Below are 21562 nucleotides of genomic sequence, written 5' to 3' on the forward strand. Positions count from 1 at the left end.
CGGCTATGGAAACCCCGCCGTCTGCGGGTGGGGCAGGGCGGTCCCCTCCGCCTGTGGGTAGCCCCCTGGGTGGGGGTTTGTGGGGTGGCGGTGGGTTTGCCCTGGATACGGCTGGGGGGTGGGGGCTAACCAACTCCAGTTGCTTGGGGATGAGGTTCAGACAAAGCGCTTGGAGCTTCCCATGGATCAAGTGCTTGAATGGAATAGGCTGTTAACTTTTGTCTAGTTTGACGGCTTCTCTGCGCGCGTTTGAATCTCACCATGCCTTTGCCCCCTGCCACCACACCTCTCTACAATCACCCGCTCCACGCCATCGAACGCTGGCTGGAGGAGCAAGGCTGCACCCGCGACCCAAAGGATGTGGAGCAATGGTTTTGCGAGCGGCCGGGCTGGAAAGCCTGCCTGCGCCTAGAAGAGACCAGCATCTGGGTGCGCTACACCTACCCGGATGGCAACACGAAAACCCTGTCTTTCCCCTATTCGCTGAGCCGCCAGGATGTAGAACAGGCCATTTTTGAGGAATAGCCGGCCATGCGCATTCTGCAACTGCCTGCCCTGCGCGACAACTACATCTATCTGCTCTACGATCCCGAGACGGCAACGGCAGCAGTGGTGGATCCGGCAGTGGCCGAGCCCGTGCTGGACAAATTGGCCGAGCTGGGGGCGGAGCTGGTGGCCATCTTCAACACCCACCACCACCACGACCATGTGGGGGGCAACCTGCAACTTTTGGCCCGCTACCCCCGCGCCGTCGTCTACGGCAGCCAGGTGGATCGAGGGCGGATCCCTGGCCAGAGGGTGGAGCTGCAGGCGGGGGAGACGGTGGAATTTGCGGGCCGGCAGGCGAAGGTGTTGTTTGTGCCCGGCCATACGCGGGGACATGTTGCCTACTACTTCCCCGAAAGCGGGGATCTCTTCTGCGGCGATACCCTGTTTGCCGGGGGATGTGGGCGGCTCTTTGAGGGCACCCCAGAGCAAATGCTGGGATCCCTGGATCAACTGCGCCAGTTACCTGAACCGACGCGGGTGTGGTGTGCCCACGAATACACCTTGAACAACCTCAAGTTTGCCTTGACGGTAGATGGGGACAACCCCGACTTGCAGGCGCGCTATCAGCAGGTGGTGGCCCTGCGCCAGGCGGGATCCCCAACGGTGCCCAGCACCATCGGCGAAGAGCGCCGCACCAATCCTTTTTTGCGCTGGGATCAGCCGGCTCTGCAGGCGGCCACCGGCGTTCAAGATCCGGTGCGGGTCTTTGCCCGGCTGCGGGGTATGAAGGATCAGTTTTGACACTTTTCTTTTGATTGACAACTTTTGGCAATTTCTAAGAGAGCTAAGGCATACTGTCGGGGGGACTGCCTCTAGCTACTCCCTGCAGATCTATGTCTTGCCCCGACTGCCCAGCTCTGCCCGCCTTTCTGCAGGAGGCAGGGCGCCTATTTCTCTGGCTGCCCACTCCTCATACCCACCAGAAGCTCTGGCGGGCCCTGGAGGCCAAGACAGAGGTTCCCGTTCAACTTTTGCAAGACCTTGGCCTAGTTGTTGCCATTGCCCAGGGAGCCCTCAAGAAGACCCTGGAGACAATGGCTGATATTCTCTCGCAAGAAGAGATGCGGGCCAGCCGCGCCCTGTTTTTGGCCGGAGATAGGGATCCCTGCTGGCAAGATTGCGCCCGGGTGGAGTCACTGCTGCAGTTGTTCCACCGCACCCAAGCTGAGCTTTTGCTGGAAGTGTTGAAGGAAAACCGTCTCACCACCTACTTTCAGCCCATTGTCGGGGGGCGGGATCCCACTTGTGTGGTTGGCCACGAGGCGCTGGTGCGGGGGTTGGACAAAGAGGGCAAGGTGATTGGGCCGGGCTTGCTCTTTGCCATGGCCCGCGAGGCCGGGCTGCTCTACCACTTGGACTTGGCCGCCCGCCGCACGGCCATTGCCGCGGCCACCCAGCACCGCTTACAAGGGGATCTCTTCATCAACTTCAGCCCTACGGCTATCTACGACCCGGCCTTTTGTCTGCGCTCCACCGTCTGGGCCATCAGTCGCGCCGGGATCCCGCCCCAGCGGGTGGTGTTTGAGGTCAACGAATCCGACCGCAGCCCCGATTTGGATCATTTGCAGCGGATTTTGCGCTTCTATCGGCAGGCGGGCTTTCGGGTGGCGCTGGATGACCTGGGCGCCGGCTACGGCTCCCTGAACCTGTTGCACCAGGTGCAGCCGGATCTCATCAAGCTGGATAGGGAGCTCATTCGGGGGGTGGATCGGGATCCCTATAAGGCGGTGATTGCCGAGAAACTGCTGGAGCTGGCTCAAAAGCTGGGGATCACTACCCTGGCGGAAGGGATCGAAACGGCAGAAGAGCTGCAGTGGGTGCGCGACCGCGGCGTAGATCTGGTGCAGGGCTTTTTCATCGCCCGGCCCCAGCCTGTCCCCTTAGGATTAAGACCCAGAGGATAGCTGCCCCCACGGCTTGAGCGGCTACCGAGAAGATGACCAAAGCGGGGAGAAAGAGATCGTAGAGCACCCCCATCAGGGCGCTGCCCAAAAACCAGGCCAGGCCGTAGACGGCGGTAAACAGCCCAAAGGCAAAGCCCCTCGCCTTGGCGGCCACCATGCCGGCTACTGCTGCCTTCATGACCGATTCCTGGGCGCCCAGGCCAATCCCCCAGAGCAGCATGCCCACCACCGTCAGCCCGTAGCTGCCGGAAAAGGCCAGCGGCGCAAAACCGGCAGACAGGACCACCGCCCCCAACAGGCTCCCCAGCCCCAGGCGGTCAAATAGCCAGCCCCAGCCCAGGGCGGCTAGGGCATCCACCCCCATGGCCAGGGCGTAGAGCAAGGGGATCCCTGCCGCCTCGCCACCTTGCTGCTGCAGGTGCAGGGCAATGAGGGAAAAGTCGGCAAACCCCATGGCCACACAGGCCGCTGCTGTGAGATAGAGCCAAAAGACCCTGGAAAAGCCTTTTGCTGGAGCGGTTTCCGGCTCCGGCTCAAAGTCGCGCGGGGTGGGATACAGCCATTGGGCCAGCCCCAGCACCCCCAGCCCCAGGGCCGCCGGGATCCCCAAGGCCAAGAATGCGCCTTGGAACCCGTAGCCGGCGGCAACCATTCCTGCCACCAGCAGCGGCCCTCCCACCGCCCCAATTTGATCCAAGGTCTCGTGCAGGCCAAACCCAATGCCCTGGCCCACCTGCAGCGCCGCATGGGAGAGCAACAGGTCCCGTGGCGGGGTGCGGATCCCTTTGCCCAGGCGCTCGGCCAGCAAAAGCAAAGCAGCCCCAGGCCAACTGCTCACCCAGGCCAGAGCGGGGATCACCGCCGTGTTGAGGACATAGCCCAGGGTGGTGAGCTGCCACTGACCTCGACTGCGGTGCACGGGATCCCTACTGAGCCGGTCGCTCCAGTAGCCCACGCCCAGGCGCAGCCCATAGGCCAGCAGCTCCCCCCCGCCGGCCACCAGGCCCACCACCGTGCCGCTGGCCCCCAGGGATCCCAAAAAAGCTCCGGAGATGCTGCGGGCCCCCTCGTAGGTGGCGTCGGCGCAGAGGCTGACGATCCCCAGCAAAACGATGAAGCGCCAAGCAGGAGAGAAAAGAATCACAGCCGGCTCCTTAGCTCGTTACGTCCATGCCTAGCGGAGACAAGAGGTGAGAGCAAAGAAGGCTTCAGGAGGGTCTTATCTAACCAGGAGCAACTGCGGCCAATCTAAGGCTAAGCCAATCTTGTTCTCCTTCCTTTGCATCGAATAGAATTAGACACCCTCCGTCCTTTTGGCTAAGGGAGCAAAGCAATGGCCGCTAAAAGAATTCTTTTTAAGCTGGCTTGCTTTTTGTTAAGTGCCTGTTTAGTTTCGATAGCATCGACGGTTAAAACAAGTGCCGAGCAAGCGTTCTTAAACGCTGAGTATCTCATAGCTACCTCGCCCCTTCCAGATATTGAGCGGGTTCGTTTTCAAGATGGCAAGTATCAAAGAGGCTCTAGCATTTTTGAAGAAGGGTTTCTAACAGCAAGCCTTGAAAGGCTAGAACCTACCGATCTTAACAACGATGGGCTTCAGGATGTGGTGGCGGTTGTAGCAAGCAGTACAGGAGGCAGTGCTGCCTGGATAAGCTTATCCGGCCTGTTAGGTGGCAGCAAAAACCCCACACTCCTAGAGCCTGTATTTCTTGGCGATAGAGTTGTCGTTAACAACATTTCCATCGCTCGTAGCTCTAGAGGAAGTGCTGAGGTCTGCTTAGATATGCTTGTTCATGGTCCCAAAGATGCCCAGTGCTGCCCTACTAAGAAAGAAAAAAGGTGCTTTACTGTCGACGAAAACCGATGGATACCCCGTAGAGCCAAATAATCTTTGCTGAGGCCGGTTTGGAGGCCTAGCCTAGCAACAGCTCTAGGGCCCAGCATTGATCTTTAAGCCTCCGCTGCCTGCCCAGGGGTTTCTCTAGGAGACTCTACGAGGATTACAGGAATAGAGCTGGTCTCCAACACTGCTTGGGAAGTGGATCCCACCAACACTTGCTCCCAGGGGCGGTGGCCCCGCTTGCCTAGGACTATGTCGGTAACCTGCCGCTCCTGGGCTATGTCCACGATGGTCTCCGCCAGGGGGCCGGAAGCCAGGCAAAATTCGTGGCGAATATCTGCCAAAAGACGCTGGGCAAGCTGCCGCAACGCTTCCACCCCCTTCCCCTGGGGCTCATCGGTAACATGGAGCACAATCACTTCCCCATCCACCCGCCGCGCCAGATCCGCTGCCTTGCGCAGCACCGCCTCCGCCAAGGGAGAGGTATCCACAGCGGCCAAGAAGCTCACCTTACCCTGGCTGCCCACCTTGGTGGGATCCACTTCTCCCTTTTCCAATAGGCGAGGGGCAAAAACCTGGGTTAGCCAAGCTCCCAGGGGAGCTGTGGTCAAAATCGACAGGGCCGCTAGGGCGAGGATTGTCTCCCCGCCAGGGATCCCCTGGGCTAAGGGGATGCCGCCGATGGCCGCCTGCACCGTGGCTTTGGCCATGTTGCCCGGCAGCAAAAAGAGCCGCTCCCGCCAGTTCCAGTTGCTCCCCAGGGTGGAAAGCCACCAGCCCAGGCCCCGGCCCAACAGCAGGCTCAGGGTCAAAAGCAGCAAACCGGGCAAGAGCAGGGATCCCAGTACCTGCAGATCCAAAGAGGCTCCCAGCAGGACAAACAGCACAATCTCCGCCACCGTCCAGAGGGCGTCGAACCCAAGCCGCAGCCGCCGCGCCAGCGGCCCATCCAGTTGGACGAGGAAAAACCCTAGGGCCATCACCGCCAGGTAGCCGGAAAAATAGGGCCACACCTGCGGCGCCAGCACCAAGCCCAGCGCCAGGCAGGCCGCCAGCAGCACCTCTTGCGTGCTGTTGCGAGTCCAGTTCTGCTGCACCAAGAGGGCCACCAAAACCCGCGCCCCCAGGTAGCCCACCGCCACCCCCAGCAGGATCTCCATCCCCACCTGGAACGGCAACCACTGCAGGCGAAGGCTCTGGGCAGATCCCTGCCCCAAAAAGCTCAGCAACAGGCTAAAGCCCAGCAACAGCAGCACATCGGAAAGGGCGCTGCCGGTCAAAATGGCGTCCGGGATCCCTTTGGCTACCCCCCAGCCTAGGCTCTTGAGGCGCAACATCCCCGGCACGATCACCGCCGGCGACTCCGCCCCAATCACACAGCCCAAAAGCAGTCCTGTCGGCCAATCCAGCCCCAGGATCCAGCGGCTCAAGAAAGCTATCGCCACCGCCTCACAGGCTGCCGGCAAAAACCCCAGCCGCAGGGCCACGGATCCCTGCTGGGCCAGCTTTTCCCAATCCAGCCCCAGGCCCGCCCTCATGAGGATGATCGTGACGGCCACTAGGCGCAGATCCCCGGCTGCCGCCAACAGCTCTGGGGACAAGACCTCTTGCAACAGGATCCCGACCAGAATCATCCCCACTAGTGGCGGCATCCCCAACCGGCCCACGATCTGGCCGACAAAAAAGCCCATCCCTAAGATCCACAGCCAACTGCCCAGCATCAACAGAACCTCTCTCTTTGCCGTCCGGGTGTCGAAGGGCAGCCCAGGGGAAAGTAGAGCCGCGGAGTGGCAAGCCAACATCAAAGACTCCCACCCCCTGGAGCTGCCCAGAAGAGTAGGAGTCATCAGCCTCAGCCTTGGATTTAGAGAATTCTTAGAACCTGCCTGAGGCGGTTGCGGCGAACCCCATCACCGGTTGCCAGGAAAGGCCGAGCAGCCCACCCGCAACACATTTGCCCCTTACCGTATCACGCCCCATCTTCCACCGCAACCAAGCGATAGGAGTGATGGGGACGGCCAATGGAGCCATAGAAATCGCTGCAGACATTGTGGGTAAAGCGATCGCTAAGGCTGCGGGTAACCTGCTGCACCACCTGGCTGCCCACTCTCTGAACCAACTTGCGCGGCAGGACTTGCAAAAACTTGGGCAAATGCAGCCGGATATCGAGATGAAGATCCCAGTGGACGCGGGTAGTGGCAGGGGATCCCGGTAGCTCCTCCAGCCGGAAACTGGCCTGGCAATCTACCCGATAGGGCAGGGCGGCCTCCCCCGGCAGCTCAGTCGAAGTCAGCCGAAACAGGTAATCTTCCTCCGGCCAGATCTTCACCCCAAAGCAGGGCTCCAGCTCAAACCCCAGCCCACCCATGCGGAAAAATTGCAGCTTGTAGGTGTCGGCAGAGAGGGGCTCCACCTGCAATGGCCGGAAGCAGCGCTGGATCCACTGGCTATGGCCGCGCAGGTAACGGGCCAAAGTCTCCCGGTCGGTCTCCAGATCCACTTGGCCCCGTCGCCCAGCCTGCAAATCCAAGTGGATCTTGGCTATCGGTTGATCTAGCGGTGGGGGGTGATCCATCTCCTCCAAAGGCGGCTCCCCCTCTTCGGACAAAGCCCCTTCACTGAGGGGAACGACGGGCTTGGAGTTGGCGATAGACATCCCGAATATCCACCTGATAGTGAGCAAGAGCCACGAGGCAGTGGTACCAGAGATCCGCCACCTCGTCGGCCAGGGCAGTCTTGTCCCCCTCTTTTGCCGCCATCACCACTTCAGCCGTCTCCTCGCCGAGTTTTTTCAGGATGGCGTTGTCTCCCTTGGCCAGCAGGCTGCTGGTGTAGGAATCGGGACGGGGATCCGCCTGGCGGGCCTTGATCACGGCAAACACCTGCGACAGGGTATCGGCGGCCGGGATGGGATCCCCTTCCTTCTCTGGGAGGGTGCGGAAGAAGCAGCTCCGCGCTCCTGTGTGGCAGGCCGCATCTCCCACCTGCTCCACCAAAATGACCAGCGCGTCGCTGTCGCAGTCGTAGCGGATTTGTTTGACCCACTGCACGTGGCCAGAAGTTTCCCCCTTGGGCCAGAACGCCTGGCGGGAGCGGCTCCAGAACCAGGTGCGGCCTGTCTCCAGCGTTTTCTGCAGCGATTCCCGGTTCATCCAGGCCATCATCAGCACCGTCCCGTCCAGGTAGTCCTGCACAATGGCCGGGATCAAACCCTGTTCGTTGTAGCGGAGGCTGTCCAGATGAGTGATCCCCTCCGGCAGAAGAGCGCGGGGCGGATCCGCTGAAGGAATGGAGTCCGAGGCAGCAATCATAGAGGGTAGGAATCCAAAGAGAGCATAAAAAGCAAGATAGCAAAGCCAGCTCTCCCCAGGGTACCTCCTCCTGCCCAGCCCGGTTTTTTGTTGCCGCTAGGGGGATTTTAACCTGGGCTTAACCTGGTTTTAGTTGTGACTTAAAGTCAAGCTGCTAAGTTTGATACCAAGCTTTCACGCGCCGAGGGGGAGCAATGCGCATCCGGGTAGAAAACCTCTGGGTCACCTTTAAAAACAAAGTTGCCCTAAGAGGGGTTTGCCTCGACTTGTTTGGCGATGGAGCCCAGGTGGTGGCCCTGATTGGCCCCTCTGGCGCTGGGAAGTCCACCCTCCTTAAGCTCCTGAAGGGAATGGTTAGGCCCAGTTTTGGAAAAGTCTGGGTTGGCTCTTTCCCCCTCCACGAAGGCGGAGGAGAGGGTCTACAGCAGGTGCGCAAGCGTACGGGCATGATCTACCAGACTTTTCAGCTCATTGGCCGCCTGACTGTCTTGGAGAACGTCCTGATTGGGCGCCTGCCCCACCTGAATCTTACCCAGGGCTTGCTGCGGCAGTTCTCGGAGCAAGATCTGGCCCAAGCAGAAAGGCTACTGGAGGAGGTGGGGCTTCTCGAGCACGCCTGGCAGAGGGCCGATGCTCTTTCGGGGGGACAGCAGCAGCGGGTGGGCATTGCTCGCGCCTTGATCCAAGAGCCAGCGCTGATCCTGGCAGATGAACCCATCTCGGCTTTGGATCCCAAAAATGCGCAGGTGATCATGGATTTACTGCTGGGAATGGTTCGTCGACAGGGCATCCCGCTCCTAGTGACCCTGCATCACCTGGAGATGGTGCGCCATTACGCCAACCGAGTTGTTGCCTTTAAGGATGGGCAGGTTTTCTTTGATGGGCCAGTCTCGGCTCTCACCTCTGAAAAGGAGAAGGATCTCTACTTCGGGGAGGAGGAAGCCTCTCAAACCCTCGCAGGGTTGCCCTCAGCCTTGACGGCTTGAGGACAGGTAAGCTCAAACTCAACTTCAATCAATTTCAATTTCAAGTCAGCTGCAGAGGAGAATACTCATGCGGAGAAGAAAGGTTTTGGCTCTAGCGGCTTTCCTATTGGGCTTTGCCAGTTGGGTGCCGGTGTTGGCGCAGAAGCAGAACTGGCCCGAGGAGCTGGTCATTGCTGAAGTGCCGGTGGAGAGTGCTGCTGATTACGAAGCCCGCTATGCGCCTTTCCTGAACTACCTCAAAGAGAGATTGGGGATCCCGGTGCGTTTGTTCGTGGCTGGTGACTACACGGCTGTGATGCTCTCCCAGGCGGAAGGGAAGACCCACGTTGCTTTTTATGGGCCCGCCTCTTACGTCGATGCGATTGAAAAAGCCAATGCCCCCATCGAAGCCTTTGTGAAGGAAGATTCTGTTCGCTCGGGCACTGTTTACCACTCTCTGATGATTTCCAAGAAGGGCAGTGGCATTACAACTCTAGAAGCTGCCAAGGGCAAAGATTTTGCTTTCGTTGACCCGGAGAGCACTTCTGGTTTCAAGGTGCCCATGGCTTACTTCTGTCTAGAGGCCAAGATCAAGCCCAAGGAGTACTTTAGGCAAGTTGCCTTTGCCGGCAACCATGAGTCGGTTATCCTGGGAGTCTCTCAGGGAACCATTCCCGTGGGGGTGACTTGGGATACCGGGATCAGCATTGCCACCAAGAAGGGCCAAATTAAGGGTTTGGAAGATTTTGAGGTGATCTGGAAGTCCGATCCGATCCCTTCCTCTCCCTGGGCCTACCGCAAAGACCTGCCGGAAGACCTCAAAGAAGCCATCCGCACGGCCTACCTAGAGTACGAGAACACACCGGAAGGCAAGCAATGGCTAGAAGCTCGCGGTCTCAAGGGTTTTGAGCCGGCCAGCGACAAAGATTATGATCCCTTCCGCAGGGTTAACAATGCTCTTAAGCAACCTGAGTGCCAACTCTAAGAAACTGCCCCCCTTACCAGCGGAGCTCAAACGGAGAGATCGCCTCGGTGTTCTGCTAGTCGGGATGATCCTTCTGGCTCTCCTGCTGACGGCAGGGCCGGCTGAGATCTCACCAGTCAGGCTGCTGGCTGGGTTGGGGAGGAGTGCTGCCTTTGTCGCTCGCTTCTTTCCGCCCAGCCTGCACTTTCTGCCAGCTTTTCTTTACTCTTTGCTCCAGACCCTGATCATGGCTTTCTGGGGCACTTTTCTGGCCACCTTTCTTGTGCTTCCCTTGGCCTTCCTGGGATCCAAGAACGTCGTCCGCTCTCCCGTGGTCTATCTGGCTGTCCGCGGGCTGATGGATATCCTTAGGGGACTCAACGAGCTGGTTTTGGCCCTGGTTTTTGTGGCTGCCATTGGCTTGGGGCCTCTCCCAGGGATCCTGGCGTTGACGCTGCACACGGCTGGAGTGGCAGGCAAGTTGCTCTCCGAGGCCATTGAGACGGTGGATATGGGGCAGGTAGAGGCCGTGAGGGCTACGGGCTCCCATCCTCTGCTGGTTCTTGTCTATGGCTTTTGGCCGCAGGTGGCCCCAGCTTTCTACTCGGTGACGCTCTACCTGTTTGAGGTCAATGTGCGCTCGGCAACAGTCTTGGGCTTGGTGGGAGCTGGTGGCATCGGCTTCGATTTGATGCAGACGGTGCGGGCCTTCCGCTTTCAGGACGCCGCCACCATCATTTTGCTCATCCTGCTAACCGTGTTTACAATCGACAAGGTCTCGGCGCGAATTCGCCAATCCCTGGTATAGGAGGTGAGGGTGCAGGCTCTTGAAATCCTGGAGCTGCTGCAGGAGGCTCCCGAAAAGACAGTTGTGGCTCTGGCGCGGGAGGTACGGCCCGCTCTGGGAGCTAGCCAGAAGCTGAAGGAGGGAGCGGGCCTGCTGTTGCTCCCCTTCCAGGACTCGCGCAGCGGTACGCCGTTTTATCTGGGAGAAGTCTTGGTTTACGAGGTTTGGCTGCGCTTCCCCCGAAAGGGAGTGGAAGGCTATGGAATGGTGCTGGGGGAACGGCCGCGCCTGGCCCGCTCCCTGGCTTACCTGGATGCCGCGTTGCAAGCGGGGATTGCTGAAGATCGGATCCAGGCCTTGGCCCTGGAAGCTCAGGAACATCTCCAGGAGAAGGATGAGCGCCTCTGGCGCAAGGTGGCCGCCACGCGCTTGGAGGTGGAGACGCTATGAGTGTGCCCATACTTGCAGCCGAACGGCAAAGCCAACAGGTCTTCCGAACCTTGGTGATGGCGCTGAGCTACCCTGGCCGGCTTTGGCGCTTGCCAGCTCACTCGCTGCGCCAAGCCTTCCGCCTCATTGGGACTACCCTGGTGGATGGAAATGTGGGGGTTTGGGCGCCAGACTGGCTGCTCTTAGATCTGCGCGGTCAGGCTCCTCGGCCCGTGGCCTTGGAGGCGGCGGACTTCGTCTTTGCCGAGCGGCCGGCGGATTTGCCTGCCGGCTGGGAAACCCTCTCGGTTCTTAAGAGGGGCACCTACCTGGAGCCGGAGAGCGGGGCAACTCTCATCCTGGGAACTGGCTGGGGCCAGGGATCCCCTCTTGTCTTCAAGGGCCCCGGCATTGCTGGGGAGGTGCGCTTGGCTGTGGATTTGCCCCCTGCTTTTTGGCGGCTGCGCTCCCAGATCTCGGCCTACCCGTTGGGAGTGGACATCTTGCTTACCGACGGGCAGCATGTAGTAGGCATACCGCGAAGTGTGGAGGTGGGTTGATGGGCTACGTGGTGGCGCGGGGCAGTCAGGAGGCCATTCTCAATGCCGAAGCCCTTTTTCGGGAATTGTTGCCGAGGGGGGCAGGTCAGTCGAGTAAGGGCCTGGCCAGCTACTTGCCCTATCTTTTGGATCAGGTGATGGCGGAAGCTGGCCTCTGGGCTCCAGAGCTGGCTGCTGAGGCCTTGGCCCAGACAGGGGGCGATCTCTACGAAGCGCTGCTGCTTTTGCGAGCTCATCGAACTACCCTTCCTCGCCTGGGCAAAGCGCAGCTTCAGAAAAAAGAAGATTTGCTCCTGGTGCGACGGCTTTCTTCAGCCTTCAAGAGCATTCCCGGCGGCCAAGTCCTCGGCCCCACCCTCGACTACAGCCTGCGTCTGCTGGGTTTTTCCGGAACCCAAGGGGTGGAGCCAGAGGCCACGGCTGCTCCCCAGCGCTACCCTTCGGTGCGAACCTGGCTAAAAGAGCAAGGCCTGCTGGAAGAAGATCCAGTGGCAGAGAAAGACTTAGAGGAAGAGATCCCGGATCTAACGCGGCAGCCGCTGCTGTTTCCGGCGCCAAGAGCCCATCGCCTGCAAGCTTTGGCGCGAGGGGACACCGGAGGACTCCTGGCCCTCGCCTACAGCGCCATGCGGGCCTACAACGTCCACACCCACCCAACAGTGGCGGAGTTGGGGGTGGGCTATCTCGAGGTGCGGGCTATCCACCCGGTGCGGGGAGGCAGCTTTCGCCTGGGGCGGATCCGCTTGGCCTTTGCAGAAGTCGTCGGGCATGGGGAGAAGGGATACCGCTTAGGCTTTGCTGCCAGCTTGGGCTGGAACGAGGGGCGGGTTATCGCGGGCGCAATGTTGGATTTGGAGATGGATCGCCCCACCCATCCGGCCCGCAGCGAGGAGTTTGTTCTGGTACACACGGATCCCGTGGAGGCTTCGGGCTTTGCCCTGCACTACAAACTGCCTCACTATGTAACGTTCTTCAGCAATTGGATGAGCCATCAGGAGGCTGCTCTTGAACCCTAAGCATAGCTACGCCTACTTGGACTCTGAAGCCAAGCGAGAAATTCGGCGCAAGGTTCTCAAGGCTTTGGCCATACCGGCATATCAAGTTCCCTTTGCCAGCCGAGAGATGCCCCTGGCCCGCGGCTGGGGCACGGGCGGCCTGCAGCTTACTCTCAGCCTCGTGGGGCCGGAAGATGTGGTGAAGGTCATCGACCAAGGAGCGGATGACTCGGTTAATGCTGCCAACTTGCGCCGCTTCATTGCCCACGTCAGCAGAGCTCGAACCACCACTGATGCTTTGGAAGCAACCCTCATCCAAAGCCGTCACCGCATCCCGGAGGAGCGGCTGCAAGAAGGACAAATCTTGATCCTGCAAGTCCCGATCCCTGAGCCCCTGCGCTACGTGGAGCCTTCCGATGCCAAGGCGCGGGAGCTGCATGCTCTGGGGGACTACAGCCTGCTTTGGGTGGATCTATTTGAAGAACACTTGCGTCACGGCCGCAGCCGCAAGGGAGCAGCCTATCCCGTTCTGGTGCATGGCCGCTATGTGATGGATCCCAGTCCCCTGCCGCGCTGGGATCTGCCCAAGCTGCACCAGGCAGCCCACATCACGCTCTTTGGCGCCGGTCGGGAGAAGCGGATCTATGCTGTCCCCCCTTACACGCAGGTAGAACCTCTGGCCTTTGTGGATCGACCCTTCCAGCCGGAACCCATTGTGGGATCCTGCCGCCGCACCGGTTGCCGCCACGTCTTTCTCAACGCCATTCCCCAGGAGGATGGCAGCTTGGCCTACGAGATCTCCGACCAGGGCTATATGGAAAAACTCCTAGCTGGCAAAGAAAGTGGGCCTTTATTTGGGGAGAAGCAGCATGGTTGAAGAAAGGCCTTTGCTGGAACTGGTCAAGGTTTGGAAAGCCTACGGGGATCGCTGGGCCCTCAAGAACGTCAGCCTCAAGCTCTATCCCCAGGAGGTGCTGGGGGTGGTGGGGGCTTCTGGCAGCGGCAAGAGCACCCTTTTGAGAATTCTCTATCTCCAGGAGACGGCGCAAGGGGAATACTGGCTCAACCTCCCCGGCTGGGAGGGGTGTAATCTGCTGTCGCTTTCTCCCTATGAGCGACCTGCGGCGCGGCGCCACTTGGCCATGGTTTATCAAGAAGCTGCCCAGGCCCTGCGCATGGGCTTTGCCGCCCTAACCAATGTTGCTGAGCCCCTTGTGCTCAAGGGGGAACGGCGATTTGAAGTTTTGCAAAAGGAAGCGCAGGCAGCTTTGGAGAGGGCAGACTTCCCCCTGGAGCGGGCTGGGGATCCGCCTACTTTCCTTTCGGGAGGGGAGCGGCAGCGGGTGCAGATTGCCAAAGCCTTGGCTCAAGAGCCAACGGCCATCCTCTTGGACGAGCCAACGACTGGCTTAGATTTGCTGGTGCAGGCAACCTTCTTGGACACCCTACGCCGCCTCAAGCGGCAGTTGGGGATGAGTCTGATTTTGGTTAGCCACGATCTCTCAGTGGTACGGGCATTGGCGGATCGCATTGTGGTTTTGCACCAGGGAGAGGTGGTAGAAGAAGGCCTCGCCGACCAAGTGCTGGAGGATCCCCGCCACCCCTTTACTCAGGATTTGGTTGCCGCAAGGCTGTAGAGAGATGCTGCAAGTTATCGACTTGGAAAAGCGGTTTTTCCTGCACCGGCTGGGGCGGGAGGTTCTGGCTTTCAAACAGGTGAGCTTCTCCCTACAAGCAGGGGAGTTGCTGCTCCTAGAGGGCCCCAATGGCGCCGGCAAGTCTTCCCTGTTGCGAACACTTTACCGCAGCTACTGTCCCACAGGGGGGCAGATCCTTCTGCAGACTCCTCGCGGAAGGGTGGATCTGGCGCGTTTGGGGGATCGCGAGATCTTGTGGATCCGGCGGGAGTACATCGGCTATGTCAGCCAGTTTCTGGATCCCCGACCCCGCACCACCGCCCTGGAGCTGGTGGCGGAGCCGCTGCTGTGGCGAGGTGTAGAAGAAAGCCGAGCACGGCAGCGGGCGGCAGAGCTGCTCCTGGAGCTGGGCCTAAAGCCCGAGTTACTGGAGGCTTTCCCCACAGGTTTCTCTGGGGGCGAAAAACAAAAGCTCAACCTGGCCCGCTCGCTCATTCATCCCTATCCCTTGCTGCTGTTGGATGAGCCCACGGCCAGCTTGGATGCAGGGGCCAGGAAAGCTCTGCGGGAGCGCCTTCGCCTTCTGAAGCAGCAGGGAACTGCGCTTGTTGGCGTTTTCCACTCGCCAGAAGACGTGGCGGGCTTGGTGGACAAAACCTACCACCTGGAGGAGAAGCAAGATGTGGCTGTCCGGACTTAAGCTGGTTCTCCCTGACCAAGTGCTCCCGCTGGGATCCCTGCGGCTGGAGGGGGAGTCGATTGCCGAGATTCGAGAAGGGCAGGTGGACGAAGGAATCCCTTTACAGGGCTTAACCCTCGTCCCTGGCGTCATCGATCTCCACGCCGACAGCCTAGAGCCGGAGCTGGAGCCGCGGCCAGGGGTACAGTTGGCTGCCGAGATGGCCCTGGAGGTTTGGGAAAACCGAGCTCTGGCAGCAGGCATGACCACTGCTTTTGTCACCCTGTCCTTTTGGGAGGGCCTGCCCGGTTGGCGCAGCCCGGAGACCGCTTTGGCCCTGGCCGAGCAATTGGTTGCCCTGCGTTCCCATTTGTCGCTGGACTTGCGGATCCATGCCCGCTACGAAGTCTCTCGCCCCTTGGGAGCAGCAGCCGTTCGCCACGCCCTCAGCCAAGGTTGGGTGGATCTCCTTTCGTTTATGGATCACACGCCTGGCCAAGGCCAGTTCCCGACCCTAGAAGACTACGTTCGCTATATGGCCCGTCACCTGGGCCAGCAGCCTGAGGAGGTTGCCGCCAGCCTCAGGAACCCATCCCAGCTAGAAGTTCTCCCTGCCCTTGCCGAGCTGGCCCAGCAGGCAAAAGAGCGGGGAGTCACGCTGGCTTCCCATGACGACGATTCCTCTGACAAGGTTCAGTTGATGGCCAAGCTGGGCGTAAAGATTAGCGAGTTCCCGGTCACGCTGGAGGCCGCTGGCGAAGCCCAACAGTTGGGCTTGCTGGTGGTCATGGGTGCCCCCAACGCCCTCAGGGGATCCTCCCATGTGGGCAATCTCTCCGCCCTGCAAGCCCTGAAGGCGGGATCCCTAGGTGCTCTGGCCACCGACTACTCGCCGGCTGCCGCGCTAAGAGCTGCCTTTGCCCTGGCGGAAAAGCAGGCTTTGGAGTTACCCCAGGCCATAGCCTTGGTCAGCCGCAACCCTGCCCAGGCCGTTGGCCTCCAGGATCGGGGGGCTCTTTGCCCAGGGCTGAGGGCCGACCTGGTGATCTTGCGGGAGAAGCCCTTCCGGGTTATGGGCGTGTTTGTTGCCGGTAGGCCTGTCTTTCTCCGCGAGGGCCTAGGATGGCAGGGAAGGTTGGATCCCCAAGGAGTTGGATCCAGAAAAGTCGAAGTCCCCTAAATCTACTCCAGAGCCGCTCTCGACAGCAGCTTCCGGGTTGGCTTGCGCTCCAGAGGCCAACTTGGCCGCTCCAGACGGGTATCCACCAACACAGAGGCCGGGGCGAGATTAACCCGCTCCAACAGCCGTTGCAGCAGTTGAGCATCGATGGCATCCCCCCCGCTGGATGGGGTTGGCGTTCCCGCCACCAGGGGAGTATCGGCCAGCAGCAACTCTGCCACAGCCTGGGCCAGTTCTTGGCCGTATACGCCATCAGGGCCAGAGGGGAGCAGATCCAGCCGTCCCTGCTGAGCGGCCAGACGGCTTAAGCCCAGTTGCACCGCCACCACGGCTGGGCCCCGCTCCCCCCGCCTTAGAAGGCGCTGGCCGGCCAGGATGCTCTCCAGCTGCGCCTTGGCCATTTCCTGGTCGCCGCTGGGGAGCAACTGCACCAGTCCCTCCAGCCGGTTGCCGGGAGAGTTGGCGCTTGCCTGCTGCTGGGGATCCTCCCTCCACAGACGGGTTAGGTCGTAGAGCAAAATGGCGTGGGGGACAGGGCGGCTGGGCTGGTTGGGGCCGGCATGGCCGGTGGCGAGGATCTCCCCTTGGTAGACCAGTGAGGTGCTGAAGCCAGAGTCCAGCAGCACCGCCTCACGGATCCCGGTTTTGGGCAGCAGGCTGGCCAGGATGGCGGCGTTGACGTGGGTTTTGGTAACCCCGATTACCACCTGATCCTGGTTGTCTACGCCAAAAAAGGCGCGGGGGCGGAACTCGGCGGCGCTGGAGAGGCGAAACGAGTCAATCTCCGCTGGCGAAAGGGCCTGGCCATCCTTGACCAGCCACAAGCCCGCCACAAACAAGTCCGTGACATCCGGCATGAGCTGGCGAAGGTTGTCGAGCTGGGTCATGGTGTCGGGATCAAAGGGTACAAAGCGCAGCCGATCCCTGCCTAGGAGTACCAAAGGCCGACCCCGGATGACCCTGTCATCTTCGGGGCGACCGGGAATAAAGGTCTTGTGGTTGGCGGCCATCACTGGCCCCACCATGACGTTGCTGGCCGAGTTAATCCAAGGGATGGAGAAGAAGCTGCCGTTAATGCCGGCATCGGCTTGGTAGCGCTGGACTAGGGTTCTTACCTCGTAGCGCCGCTCCGCGTGCACCGTAGCTGCCCGTCCGCCGCGGATGGTTAGCACCCGCACCCTGTCGATCACCTCATCGGTCAGGGTCAAGGGTTGCGTTCCATCCAGCCAGTAGTCGGGGTTGCGGCCAAGGGTGAAGGTGCGGGCGCCAACAATGGCCTCGGTGAGGCGAAACTGGTTAAAGCGGCGCACCTCCAGCAAGTTGGGCGACTGTCCCGTAAAGCCGGGATCCATCGTGAAGGCCATCCGGTAACCCGCCTCGGCCAGGTATTGCTTCACCCGCTCGTCCCGGTTGCCTTCCGGATAGGCAAAGTAGTGGATGGGGTGGCCCAACTCCTGCTCCAGCTTGCTCTTGCAGTCCAACACCTCTCGCCGCAGGCGGGCATCGTCCAGCAGCCGCAGGTCGGGAGGATGGTTGACGGTGTGGGCGGCAAAGTCAATCAGCCCGCTGGCATCCATCTCCCGCATCTGATCCCAAGTGAAGTGATCTTTGTCCGTGGGCACGCCGACAAAGCCGGTCTGAACAAAGTAGGTGGCGGGGTAGTTGTACTCCTTCAAGAGGGGGTAGGCGTTTTCGTAAAGCCCAAGGTAGGCGTCGTCAAAGGTCAGCAAAATGGCCTTTTCCGGCAAGGGATCCCCGTCCCGTAGGTGTTTGTAGAGCTGGTCGATGCGGATGGGAGTCAGCCCCGCCTGCTTGATGGCCTCAAAGTGCTGCCGCAGCTCGGCTACCGTGGTGTCAAACCAGACTTGTTTGCGGCCAGCCACCACGTCGTGGTACATGATGGCCGGCACGTAGGAGAGACTGGCCAAGGGAGCCAACGCAAAAGGATCCCGCTGCAGTTGCGGCTCTTGGGGGAGGGGCGGGCGCTGTTGGGCGGCCTTGGCCTGGGCGCGGGGGGCAGGGATCTCGGCCAGAGGCGGCAAGAGCGTCGGCAGGCGGCTGGCCCAGTCGGGATGAGCAGTTGCCCAGGCCACCAGGGCTCCCGTCCCAAACCCCAGCACTGTAACCAACAAAGCCAAGAAGCGGAGCAGCCGGAAGCGCAACTGGGTTGGCGGTCGCTGCCCAGAAAGACTTCGGCCCGGGAAGGGGGATCCCCTTTTTGTCCTAGGGACTGGATGGCCGCCCCAGCGCGGCAGCGGCTGTCGAGACGTCATGTCCTTCTCCTCACCGGCAAAACCAACGTCAGCCTACCACCCCATCTCCTGGTTGGGGATGGGGAAGCCCTTGCCAGTGGCTTCCTCAAAAACAGCCAGGGATCCCTTTCCTCGCCCAGGTAGTACCCCAGCCCACAGGAGTAGCGGCAGAGCCACCGCCCAGAAGCTTTCCAGGCAAGTCAGTCGAGGTTGCTCAACACATTGGACTCCGTAATGCTGACGATCTTGCCCCCCCTTTGGGTAATGCGCTTCACTTCTTGGGAGAGCCGGCTGAAGGGCACTTTGTACTCGACAACGCTCTTGCGCACGCCCCCTCCCACCAAACCGGACACTTTGAGGGTGAAAATCTTGTCGCTGTTGGGTAGGGACGAGGCCGCCGAGGGGGCAACCTGAGCGGCTGGGGCCCCTGGGGCCGCTTCCACCTGAGGTGCAGGAGCCGCACTCTCCCGCTCCAAAAGCAGCCGCCAACTGCGGGGATAGGCAGGAGCCAAACGATAAACCACCTTGTAGGAGCCGGTTACATGGTCATCTTCTGACTCCACCCTCACCACTGTTCCTGCTGGGATATCCAGCTTAGCTCCCTTGGACATGACTTTAATTCCAGGCCAATTGGTGGGCACATCCATCAGCAGCTCGACTTCAAAGGATTGATCCCCCAACAACAACTTGGCCATGTGAATAACTCCGTTTTGCTCGTTAGCAGGCGGTAGCCGAGGAGCTGTGGCCGACCACAGCTTCACCGCTAGATATTTTACCGTTGCGGCTGCATCCCCTGAAGCTTTCCACCGGCATCTGTCATCGAAGGTGGGTTTGTTGTAGATTTGTTAAGGAGACTGGTTAAAAAGTTGTAGTTGTTCCAAAGGTGGAGGGATCCCTATGCTGTGTGTGGCTCTGCCCAATCTGTCGGCAGCTTCGGATGGGTTGACGGCTGCCTTGCAGCCGGTGGCCCAGTTTTTTGCCGGCTTCAACCTGCCCCAGCCCATTGTGCAATGGGGACATCCTCTGATGATGGGCATTGTGGTGGTGGTCATGGGCAGCTTCGTCGGCCTGACCGGTTGGCGGGGGCGGGTCTTGCGCCTGGCAGCCGAGGGATCCCTGCCGGAATCGGCCCAAAAGCCGCTCTTGGATCACCGCAAATTGGCCCCCTGGATGGCCACCTTCATTGCCCTGGGCTACACTGGCGGCCTTCTCTCCTTAGTCATGCAGGGCCAGCCCCTGCTGAGCAGCCCCCATTTTTGGACGGGATCCCTGGTGTTGCTGCTGTTGGCAGCCAATGGTGCCCTGTCCCTAAGTGGCTTTGGGGGCAACCGCGAGGCCCTGCGCACCACCCATGCTTACTTGGGCAGCCTCATCCTCTGCGTGCTCTTCGCCCATGCTGTGCTGGGCCTGAAGCTGGGCCTATCTCTGTAGGCAATCCCGGCTTTCCTCCTTGGGAAGAGAGGGTTAGGGTGTGACGGCAAGGTGGCAACGTGGAGTTGGGGCAGGCTCCAGACTTTGTTCTGCCGACCCCTAGCCTATGGCTTGAATGGAAGACCTCACAGAAGGTAAAGCTGGAGGCCCCGCACTCTAGTGCGGGGAGGAAAGCTGCTCTCGCAACTTTAGCGGTTGAACAGTTGGGCGTTCCACCAGCTAAGGCAGTTTTTGCACTACAAGGCAGCAAGAGCAGAGGTCAAGGTTGTGGCGGTTCCGCCTGCCTACACTTGCAGACCTGTCACCGCTGCCTGTGGCTTGGCCAGCGGGAAGGGAAGCGTTTTCGTTGTGTGAACCCGGCCTGTGGTTGGGAAGGGGATGCAGATTTTAACGCTGCCACTTGCGTCGGCGGGACGGAGTTCTTGTGAGCGAGCTTCAGGGCTACTAAAAACCCCACCCGCCTATTCGTTGAGTCAACACAACATGGCTTAGGCCCCGCTGCGCGCACCGATAGAGTACAGGCTTCACGCTTCATAGACTTGTTTGTACAGAGGTCTCAGCATGCTGCCACCGTGCGACCCATGGCGGGAACCAGTCAGGGAAACTTTCCAGCGATTTAACTTGTTCTCCTCAATTGAAGCACAAACGGCTTTCATCCCGAAACTGAATTGGTTCTTGAGTCAACACAATTTACCCATACAGTGCGGGGTTTCCCGCCGATCAAGCTAAATTGACTATAGCAAGTCAGGGTCGGCCTCATCTTACCTTTTTTGTGAAGCCGATAAAAAAAGCCCCATAAAGGGGCTTGTCGCGACCAGTCAGCGACTTATAAAACCCTAGAGCGATATAGAGAAGCGCTCCATTGAATCTGTTGCTTTGAACACCGTTTTGATCACAGTCCCTAGGATCTCAGAAAAAAGGCCAAACTGCGGTAGATATCATCTTTTTTTTAGATTTTCGGGAGGCTGGCCCTACACCATCAGGCTGCTGTTGGGCAAGCCCTAGCTTGAGGGCGACTTGGGATCCGCTGTCGGCTTCTCCCGCCCCAGCCAGCGCCAAGTGGTGGGCAGCAGGGCTGCTGCCAGCACACACTTCAGCAGATCGCCGGGGATAAAGGGGAACACGCCTTTGGTGAGCACGGCCAAGACGGAAGTGGGGCCGACATTCTCGTTCAGCCATACCCCCAGCCAGGTGGCTCCCAAGACGTAGATCAAAACCGAGCAGGAGAGCATGGCCGCTGCCATCTTCCAAGGGCTGCGATCCACCCCCCAGCGCTCCACAAACCAGCCCATCAGCCCTGCAGCCAGGGGAAAGGCCAGCAAGTAGCCCCCTGTCGCTCCGGTTAAGTGGCTGAGCCCAGAGCCGCCGCCGTTGAAGAAGGGCAACCCCACAAGCCCCTCCAGCAGGTACAGCAGCAAGGCAAGAAAGCCCAGCCTTGCCCCAAAGCCTGCCCCCACCAGCATCACGCCGAAGGTTTGTCCGGTGATGGGTACTGGGGTAAAGGGCAAAGGGATCCGCACCTGCGCCAGTGCCGCTACCAACAAACTTCCCCCCAACACCAGCATTAAATCCCGAACCCAGGAAGGACGGGTCAGAAGGGTTTGCGCCAAAGGTGTGTGAGCAAAAGTAGCAGTCATAGGATATTTAGGGTGCTGAGATACAAGAGATAACAGCCCTTTTCCGGGATCCACCGACCCATCCCAAAAGCTTTTGGCTAGGGATCCGGGTGCCGCAACTAACCGACAAAGGGCCGTATCTGGTTAGTGTATCGCAACCTCAGGATTCTGCACCTATGCACTACCTTGCTTGGCCGCGGCTATCCGTCTGGCGCATCCACTGAATCCGCAGAAGGGTGATGCAAAAAATTAACCACAAAGCCCCCAGGCTATATCCCGCCAGCAGATCGCTGGGCCAATTCAACCCCAAGTAGGCCCGGCTGAAACCAATGAGGACTAGGATCCCCAGCACTCCTCCACCGATCCAGCGCCGCTGAGCAGGATAATACAGCCTGTTAAGGAATCAAGGGGTACAGTAGCAACACTTAGCAAACCAACTTCGGAAGCAGGATGGATTGATCAG

At 60.0% G+C, this 21562-nt stretch carries 24 protein-coding genes, 1 pseudogene and 1 riboswitch; of the genes and pseudogenes, 17 read left to right on the plus strand and 8 right to left on the minus strand.

Annotated features, from left to right (window positions below; all coding sequences use genetic code 11):
* The first annotated feature begins 261 nt into the window (after positions 1–261).
* The 3 genes from NW845_RS08795 (at position 262) to NW845_RS08805 (ending at position 2453) form a co-directional block, all read left to right on the plus strand.
* Entirely contained in the window at positions 262–525 is a 264-nt protein-coding gene (locus NW845_RS08795) for a DUF3143 domain-containing protein (RefSeq protein ID WP_414378168.1), read from the plus strand.
* A gap of 6 nt (positions 526–531) precedes the next feature.
* The gene (gloB, locus tag NW845_RS08800) at positions 532–1290 is read left to right on the plus strand and encodes a hydroxyacylglutathione hydrolase (protein ID WP_414378170.1); all 759 of its coding nucleotides are present in this window, start codon (positions 532–534) and stop codon (positions 1288–1290) included.
* A gap of 92 nt (positions 1291–1382) precedes the next feature.
* Positions 1383–2453 (plus strand): EAL domain-containing protein, encoded by a 1071-nt coding sequence (locus NW845_RS08805; RefSeq protein ID WP_414378172.1) that lies wholly within the window; start codon positions 1383–1385, stop codon positions 2451–2453.
* Here the strand turns inward: NW845_RS08805 and NW845_RS08810 are convergent.
* Positions 2404–3597: an MFS transporter gene (locus NW845_RS08810; protein ID WP_414378174.1), complete on the minus strand. Its 1194-nt coding sequence runs from the start codon at positions 3595–3597 to the stop codon at positions 2404–2406. The two genes, NW845_RS08805 and NW845_RS08810, sit on opposite strands and share 50 nt — an antisense overlap.
* 189 nt (positions 3598–3786) lie before the next feature.
* Between NW845_RS08810 and NW845_RS08815 the strand changes: the two genes are divergently transcribed.
* Positions 3787–4341 carry a hypothetical protein gene (locus NW845_RS08815; protein WP_414378175.1) on the plus strand — a complete coding sequence of 185 codons (555 nt, stop codon included), beginning with the start codon at positions 3787–3789 and terminating at the stop codon, positions 4339–4341.
* 62 nt (positions 4342–4403) lie between these two features.
* On the opposite strand, the gene NW845_RS08820 is transcribed toward NW845_RS08815, so the two are convergent.
* The 3 genes from NW845_RS08820 to hisIE all read right to left on the minus strand — a co-directional run bounded on the left by NW845_RS08820 (position 4404) and on the right by hisIE (position 7604).
* On the minus strand, positions 4404–6140 hold the full coding sequence (locus NW845_RS08820) for a cation:proton antiporter (protein ID WP_414378176.1): 1737 nt from the start codon (positions 6138–6140) through the stop codon (positions 4404–4406).
* A riboswitch (Fluoride riboswitch) is annotated at positions 6124–6217 on the minus strand. Its footprint overlaps the gene before it by 17 nt.
* Positions 6218–6262: 45 nt before the next feature.
* Complete coding sequence (locus tag NW845_RS08825) at positions 6263–6949, minus strand: DUF1997 domain-containing protein (protein ID WP_414336891.1); 687 nt, start codon at positions 6947–6949, stop codon at positions 6263–6265.
* Positions 6909–7604 (minus strand): bifunctional phosphoribosyl-AMP cyclohydrolase/phosphoribosyl-ATP diphosphatase HisIE, encoded by a 696-nt coding sequence (gene hisIE / locus NW845_RS08830; protein WP_414370762.1) that lies wholly within the window; start codon positions 7602–7604, stop codon positions 6909–6911. The genes NW845_RS08825 and hisIE overlap by 41 nt, the downstream gene beginning before the upstream one ends.
* Positions 7605–7798: 194 nt before the next feature.
* Here hisIE and NW845_RS08835 point away from each other — a divergent pair, with 194 nt between their 5' ends.
* The 10 genes from NW845_RS08835 to NW845_RS08880 all read left to right on the plus strand — a co-directional run bounded on the left by NW845_RS08835 (position 7799) and on the right by NW845_RS08880 (position 15800).
* Positions 7799–8590, plus strand: a complete 792-nt coding sequence (locus NW845_RS08835; protein WP_414378178.1) for a phosphonate ABC transporter ATP-binding protein — start codon at positions 7799–7801, stop codon at positions 8588–8590.
* A gap of 67 nt (positions 8591–8657) precedes the next feature.
* Positions 8658–9554 (plus strand): phosphonate ABC transporter substrate-binding protein, encoded by an 897-nt coding sequence (gene phnD, locus NW845_RS08840; protein WP_414378180.1) that lies wholly within the window; start codon positions 8658–8660, stop codon positions 9552–9554.
* Complete coding sequence (gene phnE, locus NW845_RS08845; protein WP_414378182.1) at positions 9523–10341, plus strand: phosphonate ABC transporter, permease protein PhnE; 819 nt, start codon at positions 9523–9525, stop codon at positions 10339–10341. Before phnD ends, phnE begins: the two co-directional genes overlap by 32 nt.
* A 9-nt stretch (positions 10342–10350) precedes the next feature.
* Positions 10351–10770, plus strand: a complete 420-nt coding sequence (phnG, locus tag NW845_RS08850) for a phosphonate C-P lyase system protein PhnG (RefSeq protein WP_414359323.1) — start codon at positions 10351–10353, stop codon at positions 10768–10770.
* Positions 10767–11309: a phosphonate C-P lyase system protein PhnH gene (gene phnH, locus NW845_RS08855; RefSeq protein WP_414378183.1), complete on the plus strand. Its 543-nt coding sequence runs from the start codon at positions 10767–10769 to the stop codon at positions 11307–11309. Before phnG ends, phnH begins: the two co-directional genes overlap by 4 nt.
* Positions 11309–12325, plus strand: a complete 1017-nt coding sequence (locus NW845_RS08860; RefSeq protein ID WP_414378185.1) for a carbon-phosphorus lyase complex subunit PhnI — start codon at positions 11309–11311, stop codon at positions 12323–12325. The genes phnH and NW845_RS08860 overlap by 1 nt, the downstream gene beginning before the upstream one ends.
* Positions 12315–13181, plus strand: a complete 867-nt coding sequence (locus NW845_RS08865; protein WP_414378186.1) for an alpha-D-ribose 1-methylphosphonate 5-phosphate C-P-lyase PhnJ — start codon at positions 12315–12317, stop codon at positions 13179–13181. Before NW845_RS08860 ends, NW845_RS08865 begins: the two co-directional genes overlap by 11 nt.
* Positions 13174–13941: an ATP-binding cassette domain-containing protein gene (locus NW845_RS08870; RefSeq protein WP_414359329.1), complete on the plus strand. Its 768-nt coding sequence runs from the start codon at positions 13174–13176 to the stop codon at positions 13939–13941. Before NW845_RS08865 ends, NW845_RS08870 begins: the two co-directional genes overlap by 8 nt.
* Positions 13942–13945: 4 nt before the next feature.
* Positions 13946–14641, plus strand: coding sequence for an ATP-binding cassette domain-containing protein (locus NW845_RS08875; RefSeq protein WP_414378187.1), 696 nt, complete (start codon positions 13946–13948; stop codon positions 14639–14641).
* Complete coding sequence (locus NW845_RS08880; protein WP_414364207.1) at positions 14622–15800, plus strand: alpha-D-ribose 1-methylphosphonate 5-triphosphate diphosphatase; 1179 nt, start codon at positions 14622–14624, stop codon at positions 15798–15800. The genes NW845_RS08875 and NW845_RS08880 overlap by 20 nt, the downstream gene beginning before the upstream one ends.
* Before the next feature lie 2 nt (positions 15801–15802).
* Here the strand turns inward: NW845_RS08880 and NW845_RS08885 are convergent, their stop codons facing one another.
* Positions 15803–17962 (minus strand): polysaccharide deacetylase family protein, encoded by a 2160-nt coding sequence (locus tag NW845_RS08885; RefSeq protein WP_414378189.1) that lies wholly within the window; start codon positions 17960–17962, stop codon positions 15803–15805.
* A 72-nt stretch (positions 17963–18034) separates the two neighbouring features.
* On the opposite strand from NW845_RS08885, the gene NW845_RS08890 reads away from it, so the two are divergent.
* Positions 18035–18196, plus strand: coding sequence for a hypothetical protein (locus NW845_RS08890; RefSeq protein ID WP_414364204.1), 162 nt, complete (start codon positions 18035–18037; stop codon positions 18194–18196).
* Positions 18197–18252: 56 nt separating this feature from the next.
* Here the strand turns inward: NW845_RS08890 and NW845_RS08895 are convergent, their stop codons facing one another.
* Positions 18253–18747, minus strand: a complete 495-nt coding sequence (locus tag NW845_RS08895) for a phycobilisome linker polypeptide (RefSeq protein ID WP_414378191.1) — start codon at positions 18745–18747, stop codon at positions 18253–18255.
* A 202-nt stretch (positions 18748–18949) separates the two neighbouring features.
* Here NW845_RS08895 and NW845_RS08900 point away from each other — a divergent pair, with 202 nt between their 5' ends.
* Both NW845_RS08900 and NW845_RS08905 read left to right on the plus strand, forming a co-directional pair.
* A complete protein-coding gene (locus NW845_RS08900; RefSeq protein ID WP_414364201.1) occupies positions 18950–19483 on the plus strand; it encodes a DUF4079 domain-containing protein in 534 nt (177 codons plus the stop codon).
* A gap of 192 nt (positions 19484–19675) precedes the next feature.
* A pseudogene (locus NW845_RS08905) lies at positions 19676–19911 on the plus strand (zinc ribbon domain-containing protein); the annotation flags it as partial.
* A 573-nt stretch (positions 19912–20484) separates the two neighbouring features.
* On the opposite strand, the gene NW845_RS08910 reads toward NW845_RS08905, so the two are convergent.
* Together NW845_RS08910 and NW845_RS08915 are read right to left on the minus strand one after the other, a co-directional pair.
* Positions 20485–21120 (minus strand): biotin transporter BioY, encoded by a 636-nt coding sequence (locus tag NW845_RS08910; RefSeq protein ID WP_414378192.1) that lies wholly within the window; start codon positions 21118–21120, stop codon positions 20485–20487.
* A gap of 160 nt (positions 21121–21280) precedes the next feature.
* Entirely contained in the window at positions 21281–21490 is a 210-nt protein-coding gene (locus NW845_RS08915) for a phosphatase PAP2 family protein (RefSeq protein ID WP_414378194.1), read from the minus strand.
* Between the last annotated feature and the right edge of the window lie 72 nt (positions 21491–21562).

This window comes from Synechococcus sp. H60.2 (genome assembly GCF_047462315.1).
GTDB lineage: Bacteria > Cyanobacteriota > Cyanobacteriia > Thermostichales > Thermostichaceae > Thermostichus.

Bases quoted from the DNA above. Each gene is read 5' to 3' on its own strand.
- NW845_RS08795 (WP_414378168.1), top strand. From the start codon at position 262: ATGCCTTTGCCCCCTGCCACCACACCTCTCTACAATCACCCGCTCCAC.
- gloB (WP_414378170.1), top strand. From the start codon at position 532: ATGCGCATTCTGCAACTGCCTGCCCTGCGCGACAACTACATCTATCTG.
- NW845_RS08805 (WP_414378172.1), top strand. From the start codon at position 1,383: ATGTCTTGCCCCGACTGCCCAGCTCTGCCCGCCTTTCTGCAGGAGGCA.
- NW845_RS08815 (WP_414378175.1), top strand. From the start codon at position 3,787: ATGGCCGCTAAAAGAATTCTTTTTAAGCTGGCTTGCTTTTTGTTAAGT.
- NW845_RS08820 (WP_414378176.1), bottom strand. From the start codon at position 6,140: ATGACTCCTACTCTTCTGGGCAGCTCCAGGGGGTGGGAGTCTTTGATG.
- NW845_RS08825 (WP_414336891.1), bottom strand. From the start codon at position 6,949: ATGTCTATCGCCAACTCCAAGCCCGTCGTTCCCCTCAGTGAAGGGGCT.
- hisIE (WP_414370762.1), bottom strand. From the start codon at position 7,604: ATGATTGCTGCCTCGGACTCCATTCCTTCAGCGGATCCGCCCCGCGCT.
- NW845_RS08835 (WP_414378178.1), top strand. From the start codon at position 7,799: ATGCGCATCCGGGTAGAAAACCTCTGGGTCACCTTTAAAAACAAAGTT.
- phnD (WP_414378180.1), top strand. From the start codon at position 8,658: ATGCGGAGAAGAAAGGTTTTGGCTCTAGCGGCTTTCCTATTGGGCTTT.
- phnE (WP_414378182.1), top strand. From the start codon at position 9,523: ATGCTCTTAAGCAACCTGAGTGCCAACTCTAAGAAACTGCCCCCCTTA.
- phnH (WP_414378183.1), top strand. From the start codon at position 10,767: ATGAGTGTGCCCATACTTGCAGCCGAACGGCAAAGCCAACAGGTCTTC.
- NW845_RS08860 (WP_414378185.1), top strand. From the start codon at position 11,309: ATGGGCTACGTGGTGGCGCGGGGCAGTCAGGAGGCCATTCTCAATGCC.
- NW845_RS08870 (WP_414359329.1), top strand. From the start codon at position 13,174: ATGGTTGAAGAAAGGCCTTTGCTGGAACTGGTCAAGGTTTGGAAAGCC.
- NW845_RS08875 (WP_414378187.1), top strand. From the start codon at position 13,946: ATGCTGCAAGTTATCGACTTGGAAAAGCGGTTTTTCCTGCACCGGCTG.
- NW845_RS08880 (WP_414364207.1), top strand. From the start codon at position 14,622: ATGTGGCTGTCCGGACTTAAGCTGGTTCTCCCTGACCAAGTGCTCCCG.
- NW845_RS08890 (WP_414364204.1), top strand. From the start codon at position 18,035: ATGGCCGCCCCAGCGCGGCAGCGGCTGTCGAGACGTCATGTCCTTCTC.
- NW845_RS08895 (WP_414378191.1), bottom strand. From the start codon at position 18,747: ATGGCCAAGTTGTTGTTGGGGGATCAATCCTTTGAAGTCGAGCTGCTG.
- NW845_RS08900 (WP_414364201.1), top strand. From the start codon at position 18,950: ATGCTGTGTGTGGCTCTGCCCAATCTGTCGGCAGCTTCGGATGGGTTG.
- NW845_RS08910 (WP_414378192.1), bottom strand. From the start codon at position 21,120: ATGACTGCTACTTTTGCTCACACACCTTTGGCGCAAACCCTTCTGACC.